At 37.1% G+C, this 14,985-nt stretch carries 17 protein-coding genes; 8 read left to right on the top strand and 9 right to left on the bottom strand.

The window, feature by feature from the left end; all coding sequences use genetic code 11:
* Positions 1 to 55: 55 nt before the first annotated feature.
* Positions 56 to 778 carry a 7-cyano-7-deazaguanine synthase QueC gene (gene queC / locus CVS97_RS03525; RefSeq protein ID WP_265094253.1) on the bottom strand — a complete coding sequence of 241 codons (723 nt, stop codon included), beginning with the start codon at positions 776 to 778 and terminating at the stop codon, positions 56 to 58.
* Positions 779 to 803: 25 nt separating this feature from the next.
* On the opposite strand from queC, the gene ybeY reads away from it, so the two are divergent.
* A complete protein-coding gene (gene ybeY, locus CVS97_RS03520; protein ID WP_072594784.1) occupies positions 804 to 1,250 on the top strand; it encodes an rRNA maturation RNase YbeY in 447 nt (148 codons plus the stop codon).
* Here the strand turns inward: ybeY and CVS97_RS03515 are convergent.
* Genes CVS97_RS03515 through mobB form a run of 5 tightly spaced genes read right to left on the bottom strand, consistent with a single transcriptional unit; the run spans position 1,239 to position 5,733 of the window.
* Positions 1,239 to 2,222: a ferrochelatase gene (locus CVS97_RS03515; RefSeq protein WP_107785085.1), complete on the bottom strand. Its 984-nt coding sequence runs from the start codon at positions 2,220 to 2,222 to the stop codon at positions 1,239 to 1,241. The genes ybeY and CVS97_RS03515 overlap by 12 nt on opposite strands.
* Positions 2,223 to 4,157: a methionine--tRNA ligase gene (gene metG / locus CVS97_RS03510; RefSeq protein WP_107785084.1), complete on the bottom strand. Its 1,935-nt coding sequence runs from the start codon at positions 4,155 to 4,157 to the stop codon at positions 2,223 to 2,225. It lies immediately after the preceding gene.
* 15 nt (positions 4,158 to 4,172) lie between these two features.
* Positions 4,173 to 4,391, bottom strand: a complete 219-nt coding sequence (locus tag CVS97_RS03505) for a hypothetical protein (protein WP_107785083.1) — start codon at positions 4,389 to 4,391, stop codon at positions 4,173 to 4,175.
* Positions 4,391 to 5,254 (bottom strand): class 1 fructose-bisphosphatase, encoded by an 864-nt coding sequence (locus tag CVS97_RS03500; RefSeq protein ID WP_234401427.1) that lies wholly within the window; start codon positions 5,252 to 5,254, stop codon positions 4,391 to 4,393. The genes CVS97_RS03505 and CVS97_RS03500 overlap by 1 nt, the downstream gene beginning before the upstream one ends.
* Positions 5,254 to 5,733, bottom strand: coding sequence for a molybdopterin-guanine dinucleotide biosynthesis protein B (mobB, locus tag CVS97_RS03495; protein ID WP_085657630.1), 480 nt, complete (start codon positions 5,731 to 5,733; stop codon positions 5,254 to 5,256). Before mobB ends, CVS97_RS03500 begins: the two co-directional genes overlap by 1 nt.
* A 119-nt stretch (positions 5,734 to 5,852) precedes the next feature.
* Here mobB and CVS97_RS03490 point away from each other — a divergent pair, with 119 nt between their 5' ends.
* On the top strand, positions 5,853 to 6,332 hold the full coding sequence (locus CVS97_RS03490; protein WP_107785081.1) for a hypothetical protein: 480 nt from the start codon (positions 5,853 to 5,855) through the stop codon (positions 6,330 to 6,332).
* On the opposite strand, the gene CVS97_RS03485 is transcribed toward CVS97_RS03490, so the two are convergent.
* Genes CVS97_RS03485 through gltX form a run of 3 tightly spaced genes read right to left on the bottom strand, consistent with a single transcriptional unit; the run spans position 6,253 to position 9,465 of the window.
* Complete coding sequence (locus CVS97_RS03485) at positions 6,253 to 7,890, bottom strand: lytic transglycosylase domain-containing protein (RefSeq protein WP_107785080.1); 1,638 nt, start codon at positions 7,888 to 7,890, stop codon at positions 6,253 to 6,255. The two genes, CVS97_RS03490 and CVS97_RS03485, sit on opposite strands and share 80 nt — an antisense overlap.
* Positions 7,868 to 8,161: a YggT family protein gene (locus CVS97_RS03480; protein ID WP_087584740.1), complete on the bottom strand. Its 294-nt coding sequence runs from the start codon at positions 8,159 to 8,161 to the stop codon at positions 7,868 to 7,870. The genes CVS97_RS03485 and CVS97_RS03480 overlap by 23 nt, the downstream gene beginning before the upstream one ends.
* An 8-nt stretch (positions 8,162 to 8,169) precedes the next feature.
* Positions 8,170 to 9,465, bottom strand: coding sequence for a glutamate--tRNA ligase (gene gltX, locus CVS97_RS03475; RefSeq protein WP_107785079.1), 1,296 nt, complete (start codon positions 9,463 to 9,465; stop codon positions 8,170 to 8,172).
* A 145-nt stretch (positions 9,466 to 9,610) separates the two neighbouring features.
* On the opposite strand from gltX, the gene mscL reads away from it, so the two are divergent.
* From mscL to CVS97_RS03445, 6 genes are all read left to right on the top strand, one after another.
* Positions 9,611 to 10,015 (top strand): large-conductance mechanosensitive channel protein MscL, encoded by a 405-nt coding sequence (gene mscL, locus CVS97_RS03470; protein WP_054196324.1) that lies wholly within the window; start codon positions 9,611 to 9,613, stop codon positions 10,013 to 10,015.
* Positions 10,016 to 10,117: 102 nt separating this feature from the next.
* Complete coding sequence (locus CVS97_RS03465; RefSeq protein WP_107698069.1) at positions 10,118 to 10,756, top strand: Crp/Fnr family transcriptional regulator; 639 nt, start codon at positions 10,118 to 10,120, stop codon at positions 10,754 to 10,756.
* A 120-nt stretch (positions 10,757 to 10,876) separates the two neighbouring features.
* A complete protein-coding gene (locus CVS97_RS03460) occupies positions 10,877 to 11,449 on the top strand; it encodes a cytochrome c3 family protein (protein ID WP_009294580.1) in 573 nt (190 codons plus the stop codon).
* A gap of 9 nt (positions 11,450 to 11,458) precedes the next feature.
* Positions 11,459 to 12,826 carry a multiheme c-type cytochrome gene (locus tag CVS97_RS03455; RefSeq protein ID WP_107785078.1) on the top strand — a complete coding sequence of 456 codons (1,368 nt, stop codon included), beginning with the start codon at positions 11,459 to 11,461 and terminating at the stop codon, positions 12,824 to 12,826.
* A gap of 222 nt (positions 12,827 to 13,048) precedes the next feature.
* Positions 13,049 to 14,161 (top strand): metallophosphoesterase, encoded by a 1,113-nt coding sequence (locus CVS97_RS03450; protein WP_107785077.1) that lies wholly within the window; start codon positions 13,049 to 13,051, stop codon positions 14,159 to 14,161.
* A 1-nt stretch (position 14,162) separates the two neighbouring features.
* Positions 14,163 to 14,957, top strand: a complete 795-nt coding sequence (locus CVS97_RS03445; protein ID WP_107785076.1) for a phosphatidylserine decarboxylase — start codon at positions 14,163 to 14,165, stop codon at positions 14,955 to 14,957.
* Positions 14,958 to 14,985: the final 28 nt, after the last annotated feature.

Here is a 14,985-nt window from a genome sequence, read left to right as displayed (position 1 = left end):
TCCAAAATATTTAAATATATAAAAACGTAGCAAAGTAAGATGTCTCTTTGCTATTTTATAGAAGCTCATAAGGAAAATTTTGATTTTTATATGAGATTTTATCAGTGGCATTTGCCTTTTTAAAGCCATTTAGCCTTAGCCTGCAGCTATCGCAAAGTCCGCATGCCTCGTCCTCACTATCGTAGCAGCTCCAAGTAAGCTCTAGCGGCGAGCCAAGCTCAAGAGATTTTGCTACGATGTCAGCCTTGCTTAAATTTACAAGTGGAGTAATTATCTCGCACGAAAAACTAGGCGATGTGCCTAAATTTATAGCCTCGTTTATGCTTTTTATGAAGCTTTCTTTGCAGTCAGGATAGCCTGAACTATCTTCTTCTACGACACCGATATAGATAGCTTGTGCATTTTCTTTTTCAGCAAGTGCGGCAGCGACCGAGATAAAAATACCATTTCGAAAAGGCACGTAAGTATTTGGTACATCTTTTTCTACTCCATCTTTTCTTATTTGCAAGCTTTCATCGGTTAAAGAATTTCCGCCTATTTGGGCAATAAAACTAACATCTAAACTCATCTTTTTTGTAATACCTAATCTTTCGCAAATTTCGTTAAATGCACGTTTTTCACGCTTCATCGTCCTTTGGCCATAGTCAAAATGAAGCGCTACGATATCATATCCAGCCTTTTTTGCCATTACAGCACAAAGCGTGCTATCCATACCGCCGCTCATTATACAAACCGCTTTTTTCATATTTTGCCTTTTATTTTTGCTAGAATTATACAAAAAGTTACTAAGGAAAGAGCCTAAAATGATACTTTGCGAAGAGAGCTATCCAAAAATTTTAGATGAAATTTGTGAATATTTGACACTAGGAGAAATCGAGCTAGTTTTTGTTGATAAAGAAGAGATGAGAGAACTAAATAAAACTGAGCGAGGCATTGATAAAACGACAGATGTTTTAAGCTTTCCGCTTGAGCTTGTTATTCACGCCCCACTTGGCTCAATCGTTATAAACAAAGATATGGTAAAAGAGAAAGCAACTGAGCTAAATCATAGTGAAGAGGCCGAAACCGCACTACTTTTTACGCATGGATTGCTTCATATATTAGGATTTGATCATGAAAAAGATGATGGCGAAATGAGAGAAAAAGAGTGTGAGGTTATCAAGAAATTTGAGCTGCCTAAAAGTCTAATTGTAAGAAGCGAGGATGTTAGGCTAATTGATCTTATAAATAATAAAAATTTAAAAGAGTAGATTTTCTTCAGATATTTTGTGAAGCTCTTCTAAAAGCTCCTCTTTTTGGCATAAAATCAATATATAGATAAAATTTTTAAGCTTTTTTATCTCGCTTAAATTTTTAAAGTAGATTGCATTTTGTACTTTTAATAACGAGCCTTCTGGCAAGCAAATTTTTATCTCATCAGGGCTAAATTTTTTATTTAAAAATATACTTTGACTTATGAATAAATCTTCATCGCTTTCAGTAATTATGGCTCTAAAGCTATTTCCAAAACTAGTAGGAATAAAATTTTTATCTATAAAAATAGGGTCAAAATGCCCGTGAATCCTACCTTCGTAAGGCTTAAATGAAATTTTATTACTATCAAGAAATTTTAAAAGCCCATAAAACATCCCAGCAAAAACTCGTGGTATGTTTAAGTTTTGATAGTATGTTTGTTTAAAGACTGTGTTTGTAAAAAAGATCGAGCTTGGATTTATCTCGTGCATAGTTGTATCTGTGTAAATGGTCTCAAAAAGAGGCGATATTCGCTGAAGTGTTCTTGTATCATCGCCAAAAAAGATATCAAAGACTTTTGCGTGAAAAATTTGATTAAAAAGCTCAGTAATATTTTTTGACATGACGTGTGCGTTAGAGCCAAGCTTTGATTTTTCTAAAAAGTCATTTATAAAAGGATTTACGGCGCAAAATTTTAGATCTTTGTGAGTAGCCTCAAATCTCATGAGTTTTATCATGGCGGTCTGTAAGCTACTAACTTTTAAAAAGGCGATCTCTTTGTCGATAATTGGCACATTATCTTCGCTAATTATGGCGTATGCGCCTTGTTTAATCGCTGTTTCTATGTCGCTATCGTTTGCGTTTAAGCAAATATACGCAAAGCCACGTCTTACATGCTTTAGCTCGAAAACAAACTCGCTTACGCTAGTTATCGTCGGTGCATTTAGAGCCTCGGCATTTATTAGACGAGTTAAATTTTCTATTGTCATTTAGCCAACGATCGCGCCATTTTTAACTTTACCTTGCGTACCAAGAAGCGTTAGCGAGCCATCAGATGCGCTTAGGATCATGCCTTGAGAGACATATTTTTTCATCATCGTTCGCTCTTTTAAATTTGCTAAAACGCAAACTTGTTTGCCCACAAGCGAGCTAGGCTCATAGTATTTTGCAATGCCAGATAAAATTTGACGCGGCTGCTCCTCGCCAAGATCTATCTTAAATTTAAGCAGCTTTTCACTGCCCTCAACTCTCTCGCACTCGAGCACTTCACCTACTTTTATCACCACCTTCGCAAAGTCATCGATGCTAATGATACCTTCTTCTTTTTTCTCATCTTTTGGCTCAGCTTTTGCCTCTACTTTTGGCCCTTCTTTTAGGTCTCTTGCCTCGCCCATTAGCTCTTTTTCTATCCTTGGGAAGAGTGGCTCAGTAGCTTTTGCCACAAAATTTGAAATTTCATTTTTTAATACAAGAGTTTCATAAGAGGCCGTATCTATGCTAAAGCCAAGCGTATCAGCTATCTTAGCGCAAGTTTTTGGCATAGCTGGGCTAAGTAGTATCGCCACTTTTGCAAGTAAATTTGCACAAAGCGCCACAAGTGCGTTTGCCTCGTCACTTTTGCCAGCTTTTACAAGCGACCATGGCTCATACTTCGCAACGGCAGCGTTTGCTAGAGTTACGACCTTCCAAAGATCCTCTAAATAGCGGTTTGTCGCTAAATTTTCTAAATTTTTAATAGCCTCATCAAGATAGCCCTTCGCCTCATCAAGCTCGGCTTTATGAAATTTGATCACATCTTTTGAGTCGATCTTGTAGTCGCTATACTTTGCGCTCATGCCTACAATTCGGCTTAGCAAGTTGCCAAGTCCGTTGCCAAGCTCTGAGTTTATGCGCTCGATCAAGGCCTTTTGGCTGTAGTCGCCATCTTGTCCAAACGGCACTTCTCTAAGCAAAAAGTATCTGAAATTTTCAAGTCCATAAGCGTTTGCGACCTCTCTTGGGTTTATGACGTTGCCCTTGCTTTTGCTCATCTTTTCGCCGTCTATCGTCCACCAGCCGTGCGCTGCGACGTGTTTTGGCAGTGGCAAGCCAAGGCTCATCAAAAATGCCGGCCAATAAACTGCGTGAAAACGTAAAATATCCTTGCCAACAATGTGTGTTGTGTTTGGCCAAAAGTCCATTCTAGCGTTATCTCTTGAGTATCCTAGTGTTGTTAAGTAGTTTATGAGTGCATCAAGCCAGACATACATAACGTGCTTGTCGTCGTTTGCGCTCTTTGGTAGCTTTATGCCCCAGTCAAAGCTCGTTCTTGTCACAGAGAGGTCTTTTAGTCCGCCTTTTACAAAGCTTACGACCTCGTTTTTCTTGCCCTTTGGGATGACGCAAAGTTCGTCGTTTTCGTACCATTTTAAAAGTGCGTCTTCGTATTTTGAAAGCTTAAAAAAGTAGCTCTCTTCTTTGACTAAAGACGTCACTCGGCCGCAGTCTGGACAGTGATTGTCTTCTAGCAGGTCTCTTTGATTAAAAAATGTCTCGCAGCTAACGCAGTAAAATCCCTCATATTCGCCTTTGTAAATGTCGCCATTTGCTTGCATCTTTTCAAAGACATTTTGTACGGTTTGCTTGTGCTCTTCGTCGGTCGTTCTTATAAAATGATCGTAGCTTATCTCAAACTCATCCCAAAGTGACCTAAATTTAGCGCTAATCTCGTCGGCGTACTCTTTTGGAGTCTTGCCTCTAGCACGAGCTGCCTGCTCGATCTTTTGTCCATGCTCGTCTGTGCCCGTCATAAAGTAGGTCTCTTTGCCTTGCAAGCGGTTAAATCTAGCAAGTGTATCGGCGATGATGGTCGTATATGCGTGGCCAATGTGTGGCACGTCGTTTACATAGTATATTGGGGTCGTTATATAAGCTTTTTCTTTCATATTTTTCCTTTAATTTTAAAAATCAAATCCAACATCACTGCCAGTATTGCCCTTTGACATCGAGTTGTAGCAGCTATTTACGTACTCTTTTCTTGTCTCGCAGTCAAAAAATACTTCGCAGTTAAAGCAGCTTTTTTGCCCTTTTTGGCTTTGGCACTCTTGCAAAATTTTTGCTTTTTGCTTTAAGGCTAGCTCAAATGCGTCAAGTGGCTCGTTTACTTGTGTTTCTTGCATTATTTTTGCTCGTAAAATTTATGCAAAAGAGAAATTTCATCACGTGAGCCAAAGAAGCATGGCGTTGTTTGGTGAATTTTTTCTATTTTTATATAAAAAAGTGTTTGATTTTTGCCGTTTGTCGTTGCGCCCTTTGCGTTTTCATATATGAAGGCAAATGGCAACACTTCAAAGACTACTCTTAGCTTGCCATTTGGATGATCGCTCGTTGCTGGGTAGCTAAAAAGACCGCCACCTTTTAGTAAAATTTGATGCAAATCGCTCACCATTGCACCTGAGTATCTTAGTCTGTAGCCCTCGTTAAATAGCTCGTTTATAAAATTTCTATGCGTTTGGCTCCAGCCCTTTTGCGTGGCTCCCGTGGCATTTAGCTTGCCTTTTTCTTTTAGCTCAAGCTCTTTTACAAATTTAAACTCGCCATCTTTGCCAAGTCTATAAAATTTAGGCAAAGCGCCCTTTTTCTCAGCAATTACCAGCTCAAGTCTTGGACCATAGATACTGTAAGCTGCGGCTACTAAATTTTCTGGTTTTACTTCGTTTTCATAGATACCAAAGATCGAGCCAACGGCGAAATTTACATCAACTAGGCTTGAGCCATCAAGTGGATCGTAAGCGATGATAAATTTAGCATTTTTGTTTATCTCAAGTTCGTCCTCTTTTTCTTCGCTAATTAGCGCTTTTACGCATGAAAGCTGCTTAAATTTAGCCGTGATGATCTCGTCGCTTTTGACATCAAGCTTTAGCTGTGTGTCGCCGGTTGCGTTTTCGTGAGTTGTGTAGCCAAGATCGGCGTATTTTATCACTTCGCTTATCTCTTTTGCGATCTCTTTTATGGTGTTAAAAATTTGATTTAATTCTTGCATTATACAGCCTTTGCATTTTTGATTATCCACGCACAAATGGCGTCTATATCGTCTAAATTTATATTTTTTATCTCGTAAGGAATTTGTTTTTTATATGTTGCGATCGCATCTGAAAAGCTAAGATATTTTTCATCTATTTCATCTTTAAAAACACTTAATCTTGGCAGTGGAAGCGTCTTTAAACCCTCAACTAATAGCACATCAAACTCGCCTAGCATTTTAATGACATCGCTAATTTCTTGTGGATTTTGTGAAAAATAAGTTGTTCTAGTCGGACTCATCACCACCACATCTGCCCCAGTTTGTGAAAATTTAAAGCTATCCTTGCCTTCAACATCAAATTTGGCCTTGTCGCCTGGATCGTGTTTTACTATCGCAACCTTTAAACCATCGTCTATAAATTTCTTTGCAACTTTTAAAATAAGAGTCGTTTTTCCGCTATTTGAAGGGCCAGAAAAAGCGATAGCAAGTCTTTTCATAAGAGCCTTTTTATTAAAATTTCTTGCGATTATAGCTTATGTTGGCTTTAAAATTTATGAGTGAAATTTAAAAATTAAAATGCTAAAATGCAAGAAATTTTAAAAAATTAAGAGTTCTTATGAGTAAATTTATATCATTTTTTGTACTGATTTTGATGATGTTTGGTTGTGCTGAGCACAAAGTTATTGTACATGAGCCATTAAAAAATGAGCTTCTAGCTTACACGAGCAAAAGTGAGATTATTGATGGTGCTGACAGGACGCTCATCATCGCTACCTATTTAAATCCGATCTACAATTCGAATTTAGACCAGAACAAAGAGCATTTTTTGGTTGCCATAAATCCAAAAGAACATGCACAAAATTTAAAGAACATAAAAGTAAATGACGACTCAAATGCCACAAATGCAAGGCTACTTGATGAAAATGACGAGATGCTAAAATTTGCTGGATTTTCTATGCCTTGGTCGGTTTATTATGAAGTGACCGCACCAAGTAAGCAAAGTGACGATCTAGTGCTTAGTTTCGAAATTTATCAGTCAAAGCCGGTTTTGTTAAATTTTCGAAAAGTTGCGAAATCTTTATATTGGAACCAGTAAGTGCCATATAGATCACGTAGTTGGCAAGCACCTTCTTTCCGTAGTTTCTAGTTTCTGCCACAGGGACAAATTCTAGTGATAAAAATGGCTCAAATTTTCCCTCTTTAAACATATCATCTCTTGTGATAAGCTTTTTGGTAAAGCCGATACCACCATTATATGCATAGGCTGTAAATAGCGGATGGTAGAGAAATTTATCAAGATAGTTTAGGTGGTGATTTGCAAATTTAAATGCAATATCTGTTTTAAAAAGATCGTCCTGGTCAAAATTTGGGATCTTTAGCTCTTTTTTACCGATCGCATTTGCTAGAAATGGCATAAACTGCATCATGCCAAGGGCGTATGAAGTAGAAACCACGCTTGGGATAAAGAGACTCTCTTGTCTAGCTAGGGCGTAGATCATCGATTTTCTCTCGTTGCTGATACCATTGAGCTCAGGAGAGCTTGGCATCAAGAAGTATTGCTTCTCCCAGCCATGCGCCTTTTGCATGAAGTATGCATAGGCACCGATACTTTCGTTTGTATAAAATTTCTTCGCAAATTCGCTTGCTTGCGTGGCATTCATATCCTTTGCAAGGACTGCAGTTTTGTTCCATAAAAACGGATCGCTCACGTCAAAATTTTCAATGTTTTGTTTGCTAGGTTTTGGTACGATGACTTCAAGTGGTTCGCCACCAATCAAATCTCTTGCGTAAAGCGAGTAGATATTTGCATCCTTGCTGGCACTTAGCTCTTTTAAAAAGCTTTCGTTTTTGCTTATCTGGTACTGCCAAAAGATCGCATTATCTCTTTGCCACGCCCTTTCAAATGTGCTCTTGGCTCTTGCAAAAAGGCTAAAAGCGATATCGTCTTGTCCTAGTAAAATGGCATTTAATCCAAGCGTAAAAGCATCATTTTTCTCAGTGATGGCTGGATCGATGCTTAGCAAATTTCTCCTAAAGCCTTCATATTTTTTATTAAAAACAATATCGTTTAATAAATTTGTAAAGCCCTTTTGTGAGTAGAGCTTGGTCATGAAATTTGCATCAAAACTTTCGCTAAAAAGTGTACTTTTATTTTGCGGGCTAGAGGCATTAAATAGCTCTAAAAAGCTCTTTGTATCGTTTAAATTTGCAAAAACTTTAGCCGGATTTGTTTCATTTAATGCGAGTAAAATTTTTGATTTTTCTGGATTTGTCTTTGCAAGATTAGTTGCTAAAATTTCACGAGTGTGATTATCAAGCTTTAAGCTAAAAGAAATGGATGTTAGCAAATTTTGGCAGGTTAGATTTGCCTGGGTGATATTTTTTGTATTTACACCAGGGCATTTGCTAGGAGCCGCTTTTGGAGGTAAAATTTTATCGATTGATTTTTGAACAAGGCCTGCTTTTCTAAATACATCACGCGAAAGATCTGCGATCTGCTCTTTTGTGTAGCTTCCCTCGTTAATAAGACGGTTGATGTAGTAGTCTTTTGCTAGGCTTTTTGGCTCGTTTTTTAACTCCTCATAGGTGTAAATTTTGCCCAAAAGAGCAACACAGGCAAGAGAGAGAATACTAAAGTGACGCAGCAAAACCAAATAAAAGCCTTATTAAAAATTGATCTAAAAATTGAAGTGCTAAAAGCACAATAAGCGGAGTAAAGTCGATACCACTAAAATTTGTTTTTATATAGCGCCTAATAAAGCTATAAACCGGCTCAGTTAGCCTATAAAGTAGCTGCACGACTGGCGAGCTAGGATCAGGTCTGACCCAGCTAATCAGAGCTGCTGCGATGACGACCCAAGTATAGACCGTGATAATAAGGTGCAAAATGTTTGCAATCGCTGAAAATAGGGTGGAAAGTATCATTTTTGCTCCTAGATTAAAATTTTAGCCAGATCATCTTTTATGAGCGGATAGAGCTCGCTAAGCTCAGGACCGTGAAGGTCGTTTGTAAGAAGCGCACGTAGCGGCATGAAAAAGTTTTTGCCTTTTAAATTTGTAGTGCTCATAAGCTCTTTTTTAAACTCATCAAATGTTTCGCATGTTTTTAAATTACGAGCTGCTTTTTTGATGATTTCAAATTCGTTTTTGTACTCATCTGGAGCTATTTTTGGTGAGTATATAGCCTCTACTTTTGCTTTTATCTCAGGTACTAGTGAGCTTTCTTGAGTGTAAAATTTAACTAACTCAGCCTTGCTCTCATCTACGCCAAAAATTTCTTTTATGCGCTCTTTTGAAGCAAGCTTGATGTGTTCTCTATTTATCTGCTCAAGTTTTTTCACGTCAAATCTAGCAGGTGAACGTGAAATTTTGGTTATATCAAACCATTTCACCGCCTCTTCGATCGTAAAAATTTCAGTTGGAGTTTTGTTTCCAAGAAGTATTAAATAGTTTGCAATCGCCTCAGGTAAAAATCCCTGCTCAAAGAGCCATTTTACGCTTGATTCGTTCTCGCGCTTGCTCATTTTTTTACCTTCAATATTTAAAAGTATAGGCAAATGCGCGTAATTCATCTTGCCGGTGTAGCCAAGACCCTCGCGTATGAGGTCTTGCTTTGGTGTATTGCTCACGTGATCCTCGCCACGTATGACAAAGGTCACGCCCTCAAGCATATCATCGACTGCGCAGGCGAAGTTATAAGTTGGTGTTTTGTCTGCTCTCATGATGACAAAGCTATCAACAGCGTCTGGCTCGAAGCTTAGCTCGCCTTTGATCGCATCTGTAAAGCTCATAGTGCGTGTTGGCTTTTTCATGCGGATGACAAATGGCTTCTCGCAGTTTAAAACTTCAGCATCGCTTAGTCTCTCGCAGGTACCGTCATATCTATATGCCACGCCTTGTTCTTTTGCTTTTTGTTTTTTTGCCTCAAGCTCTTCTTCGGTGCAAAAACAAGCAAAGGCCTTTTTATCGATAAGAAGCTTTGAAGCTAACTGCCTGTGGAATTTTAAATTTTCACTTTGGATGTAAATTTGCTCTGGTTTTATGCCAAATTTGCTTAAAATTTCTAAGATATCTTTCTCTTTTCCCTCTATATTTCGCTCTTTGTCGGTATCTTCTATACGTAAAATAAAGCCGCTTTTATCTTGTAAAGAACAAATATAATTAAAAATAGCGGCACGTAAATTTCCTATGTGCATATCTCCTGTTGGAGAGGGTGCAAAACGATACATAAGCTCATTCCTTACGTTAAATTTTGAATTTGGATTATAACACCAGCTTGATAAATTTAAAGTTATGTAATTTGATTTTTTTAGCCGAAGCAAAGCATTTCTTGAATAAAATCCGAACAAAAATTTAACATTTTTAGGAGAAACAATGAGTTTTATAAGCGAATTTAAAGAATTTGCGATGCGCGGAAATGTCATAGATATGGCAGTTGGTGTTGTTATAGGTGGTGCGTTTGGAAAGATCGTTTCATCACTAGTTGGTGATGTTATCATGCCTGTTGTTGGCGTTTTAACTGGCGGTGTAAATTTTACTGATCTTAAGCTTACACTAAAAGAAGCGGTGGATGGAGCACCTGCCGTTACGATAAATTATGGCTCATTTATACAAACAATGGTTGATTTTTTAATAATTGCATTTTGTATTTTCTGCGTCATCAAGGCTTTAAATACACTTAAAAATAAATTACCAAAAGAAGAGCCAGCTCCAGCAGAGCCTGAAACTCCAGCCGACATTGCACTTTTAACTGAGATTAGAGATCTACTTAAAAAATAATTTCATACAATTCAAAGGGAAAATTCCCTTTGAAAATCTATTAAAATTTATCTTATTTTTATATGCTAAAATATTTTTTATTTCAAAAAGGCGAGTGAAAATATGATAGAGAAAATCCCATTTTTTCAAGGCTTAAACGAAGAAGATTTAGCCAAACTTGAAGCCATAAGTGTCGTAAAAAAGTATAAAAAGGGTGAATTTTTATTTATGGAAGGTGAGGAGCCAAAATGGTTAATATTTTTAATAAGTGGCTCTGTTAAGCTTTATAAAACCACGGCAAACGGAAAAGAAATTTTTATTCATCAGTTAGCACCTATGAATTTTGTAGCTGAAGTCGTAAATTTTGAAAATATTGTCTACCCAGCTAGTGCCATTTTTACCATATCTGGCGAGGTGTTAAAGATAAATTATGAAAAATTCGCGGCTGAATTTTTAATAAAACCAGAAATTTGTATGAAATTTTTAAAATCAATGTCCGAAAAGATAAGAATCACAACAAATCTACTTCATCAAGAGTTAATTTTAAGCTCAGAAGAAAAAGTGGCTAAGTTTATTTTAGATCATGAAGATTTATTTAACGAGCTAAAACACACAAAAATTTCATCAATACTTAATATGACTCCAGAAACTTTTTCGAGAATTTTAAATAAATTTAAAACAAATGGTTTAGTTAAACTTGATGAAAAGAACCAAATTTTGGAAAAAGATGTGGGTGGACTGCAAGAAATTTATTCTTATTGAAAGTTAATATCAAATAAATATTTTTATTTACTTAAAGAAAAAATTTATATTTTTTTAGATAACATTCACTTAAAATTTTCGTAAAAATTTACGATATATTGATAAATTCAGGAGGAGATTTTGGCTGAAGTTAAGAAGAAATTTTTTGTTTGGTCATCTGTTATTATCGGCATTGTGATCGGACTTATTGCGTCTATGGGTATTGCTGATGCACTTCATGCAACTGGTAGCGGCTACATCTGTACCATTTGCCACACTATGGATCCTATGAATGCTGCATATCATGAAGATGTACACGGTGGCAATAACAAGCTTGGCATAAAAGCTGAATGTTCAGCCTGTCACCTAAATCATACAAGTGCCTATACCTATGTACTTACAAAACTTAAAGTATCGATAAATGATGGTTATAAGACATTTTTTACAGATACGGACAAGATCGACTGGCGCAAAAAACGCGAGCATGCATCTCACTTTGTCTATGATAGTGGATGTTTAACTTGCCACTCAAATTTAAAAAATGTTATTCAAGCTGGTAAATCATTCTTGCCACATAGAGATTATTTCGTTCTTGGAAATCCTAATAAAAAATCATGTGTTGACTGCCACGAGCACGTTGGTCACAAGAATTTAGGACTACAAATCGATAAATTTGAAGCAATAAAAAAACAAGAGAACAATAAAACCAAATAAGGAGGAAAGATGTTTAAAAAGTCGCTAATGTTATTAGCCTGTCTAATGTCTTTTGGCGTTGCCGCAAACATGGATGCAAATAAATCTGACGCTTTAAACCTTAATGTTGTAAAAAATATTAAAGTTGCTCACAAAATGTCAGACTTATCAAAAAGCTGTGTTGAGTGCCATGCTAAAGAGACACCCGGCATAGTTGCCGATTGGAAAAATAGTCGCCACGCTCACGTTGGCGTAAGTTGTATGGATTGCCACTCTGTAAATGCAGATAATCCTATGGCTTCAGTTAAGGTGCATCCAAAAGATTCTAACAACCACGTATCAATGCTAGTTAGCCCAAAAACTTGTGCTAAGTGCCACGAGAATGAGGTTGAAGAATTTGTTAAGAGTGGTCACGCAAGAGGTGCTATGCAAATGTATGCTAACCCTGCGATGGTAAAACTAATGTATCACTATGAAGGTATGGATCATCCAGAATACAAAATGGCTCCAGACGCTACTGGTTGTACACAGTGCCACGGAACCGTCATCAAACTAGACGCTGATCACAAACCTACAAAAGAGACTTGGCCAAACTACGGTATAGGTAATGTTTATCCTGATGGTGGCGTAGGCGGATGTAAATCATGCCACAGCGCACACACATTTAGCATAGCTGAAGCTAGAAAACCAGCTGCTTGTGCATCTTGCCACCTTGGACCTGATCACCCAGATATTGAGATCTTTAACAACTCAATGCACGGACATATCTATAATAGCGAAGCTCACAAATGGAATTTTGATGCTGCTCCTGATACATGGGATGTACCAGACTTTAGAGCTCCAACTTGTGCAGCTTGCCACATGAGTGGTGTTGGTGAAACAACAACAACTCACAATGTTTCAAGAAGACTAAAATGGAACCTATGGGGCGTCAGCAGTAAGCTAAGAACAGCTGGTGATGAACAAGCTGCTGTTGTTTACGAAAAAACTGGCAAACTAACCATAGGAACGCCACTTGCAGGTCATCCAAATGGACCAGAAGCAGCAAGAGCTGAGATGAAGCTAGTTTGTAAAGCTTGCCATACATCAACTCATACAGATAACTTCTTCATTATGGGTGATAAGCAAGTAGAGCTTTATAACGTTTACAATGCTGAAGCAACTAAGATGCTTGAAGAGTTGAAAGCTAAAAACTTACTACTCGCAGACGCTTGGGAAGATGAATTCCAAGATGTTTACTATCATATGTGGCACCACGAAGGTCGCCGTATGAGACAAGGTGCTCTAATGGGTGGTCCTGACTATTCACACTGGCATGGAGTATTTGAAGTTAAGAACGACATTAGAAAACTTCGTGAGATCTATAAACAAAGAATTGAGACTGGTAAAGTTAAATAATTCTTTATAAAGGTGGGAACTCTCCCACCTTTTTATTTTTAAATTCCAAAATTTTATCTTTTAGCTATTGTCCTAAAACAAACACCTTTTAACAACTATTTTTGTAAATTTAAATTATAAAATCATACTATATGGCACCGCAAATTGTTCTAAATAGCTAATAAAATTTATAATGCAAATTTAAAAATATAAAATATAATCCTTTGTTTTAAAGGAGATATTTTGGGACTTTTTAGAATCATTATTGGGGCATTTATCTTTAGTATTTTTACAAATTTATACTCATACAAGCGTTTTATCAAAAAGGTATCGTTTTTTACTCCGCACCTTAAAAAAATTCGTATATTTTTCTATGTCATTTGTGCGCTTGAGTTTGTCTTCGTTCTTCAATTAAGATTTTCTTTTTTAAATATAGAGCTTTATTTGATAGCAGGGACGCTCATTGGTTTTTCGCTATTTTTATTTGGTGTTAGTTTATTTTATGATCTTGTTAGATCCATTTGTTCAAAGGCTCGTTTTAGTCCTACAAGACGAAAATTTATTAAATTTTGCTTTGATGTGACATTTATTATTTTTATAGTTGCTTGCTTTTTGAAAGGAATTTTTAATGCACTTACTCCGCCAAAGATCAGACAGGTCGATATAAAGATCAAAAATTTACAAAACAACCTAAAGATCGCCATGATAACTGATGTACATATTGGTGAGTTTTTGCAAAAGGATTTCATGGCTGAGCTTGTGAAAGAGACAAATTTGGCTAGGCCAGATCTGGTTGTGATAGTTGGCGACTTGGTTGATATGAGAGCTGAGCTTATAGGTGATTTTTTAGATCCATTAAAAAACCTTAAAAGCACCTATGGCACCTTTTATGTCCCTGGCAATCACGAATACTACCACGGAGTTGATGGAATACTAGAAAAAATTCGCACTCTTGGCATTATGGTGCTTGGCAATAAAAATGAAAAAATAGCTGGCATAAATTTAGCAGGGGTCTATGATCTAGCTGGCATAAGGTTTAAAAATTTAGAGCCAAATTTAGACGAAGCACTAGTAGGATGTGACCCAGATCTGCCGACCATTTTACTCTCTCATCAGCCAAAATTTATAAAAACTATGCAAAAAGATGTCGATCTAGTGCTTTGCGGTCACACACACGCTGGACAAATTTTCCCTTTTAGTCTCCTAGTTTTGCTGGATCAAGGTTTTTTACATGGGCTTTATAAGATTAATGATAAAATGCAGGCTTATGTTAGTAGCGGCGCAGGGTTTTGGGGACCTCCAGTTAGGATATTTGCCCCCAGCGAGATCGCTATTTTAAATTTAAGCAAGGAATAAAATGAACAAGGACAATCTATTTTCTCAAATTTTTGGCAAGGTAGCAAAATTAAACTTTTTTAAACCGCTTCAAGGGCTTATCAACTCCTTTTATATAAAGCTATTTAAGATTGACATGAGCGAGTTTAAGCCAGCAAATGAGTATAAAAATTTAAACGAACTTTTTACCAGAGAGCTCTTAAAGCCAAGAGAATTTGACGCAGCAGATGAGATATTTATTAGCCCAGTTGACGGCACCTGCCTTAGTTTTGGCACTACAAAGGATCTAGAAGCTTTTAGTATAAAAGGCATGAATTACGGGTTAAAAGAGCTTTTGGGGCAGGGCGAGCTTGAGGGCGAGTTTGACTTTGCTAACATCTATCTTAGTCCAAAAGACTACCACCACTACCACGCACCTTGCGATATTACGATAAAAAAAGCGGTTTATATCCCTGGCAAGCTTTACAGTGTGGCGGTAAAATGGCTTAGCAAGGTTGATAGCCTTTATACCAAAAACGAGCGTGTAGCGCTACTTTGCGAGATGAAAAATGGCAAAAAACTTTGGCTAGTTTTCGTGGGCGCGCTAAACGTTGGTAAGATGAAATTTTGCTTTGATGAGCGCATCCAGACAAATGCGATGGCAAATTTCACGCAAATTTATGAGTATGAAAATTTACATATCAAAAAGGGCGAGCGCCTTGGGAATTTCGAGCTTGGCTCAACTATCGTGATACTTAGCAAAAAAGATGCGATCGAATACAATCTCTTTGAAAATAAAGAGCTTAAATTTGCTGAGACCATCGGAATAATAAAATAAATATGCTAGGCATATAAGTAAAATTTTT

Origin of the sequence: Campylobacter concisus (assembly GCF_003049735.1) — a bacterium.
Lineage (GTDB): Bacteria > Campylobacterota > Campylobacteria > Campylobacterales > Campylobacteraceae > Campylobacter_A > Campylobacter_A concisus_AN.
The sequence above is the reverse complement of the archived record's forward strand: the minus strand, read 5'-3'. Positions and strand labels throughout refer to the sequence as shown.

Coding starts and splice junctions, on each gene's coding strand:
- ybeY (WP_072594784.1), top strand. CDS start 804: ATGATACTTTGCGAAGAGAGCTATCCAAAAATTTTAGATGAAATTTGT.
- CVS97_RS03515 (WP_107785085.1), bottom strand. CDS start 2,222: ATGACAATAGAAAATTTAACTCGTCTAATAAATGCCGAGGCTCTAAAT.
- metG (WP_107785084.1), bottom strand. CDS start 4,157: ATGAAAGAAAAAGCTTATATAACGACCCCAATATACTATGTAAACGAC.
- CVS97_RS03505 (WP_107785083.1), bottom strand. CDS start 4,391: ATGCAAGAAACACAAGTAAACGAGCCACTTGACGCATTTGAGCTAGCC.
- CVS97_RS03500 (WP_234401427.1), bottom strand. CDS start 5,254: ATGCAAGAATTAAATCAAATTTTTAACACCATAAAAGAGATCGCAAAA.
- mobB (WP_085657630.1), bottom strand. CDS start 5,733: ATGAAAAGACTTGCTATCGCTTTTTCTGGCCCTTCAAATAGCGGAAAA.
- CVS97_RS03490 (WP_107785081.1), top strand. CDS start 5,853: ATGAGTAAATTTATATCATTTTTTGTACTGATTTTGATGATGTTTGGT.
- CVS97_RS03480 (WP_087584740.1), bottom strand. CDS start 8,161: ATGATACTTTCCACCCTATTTTCAGCGATTGCAAACATTTTGCACCTT.
- gltX (WP_107785079.1), bottom strand. CDS start 9,465: ATGTATCGTTTTGCACCCTCTCCAACAGGAGATATGCACATAGGAAAT.
- mscL (WP_054196324.1), top strand. CDS start 9,611: ATGAGTTTTATAAGCGAATTTAAAGAATTTGCGATGCGCGGAAATGTC.
- CVS97_RS03465 (WP_107698069.1), top strand. CDS start 10,118: ATGATAGAGAAAATCCCATTTTTTCAAGGCTTAAACGAAGAAGATTTA.
- CVS97_RS03455 (WP_107785078.1), top strand. CDS start 11,459: ATGTTTAAAAAGTCGCTAATGTTATTAGCCTGTCTAATGTCTTTTGGC.
- CVS97_RS03445 (WP_107785076.1), top strand. CDS start 14,163: ATGAACAAGGACAATCTATTTTCTCAAATTTTTGGCAAGGTAGCAAAA.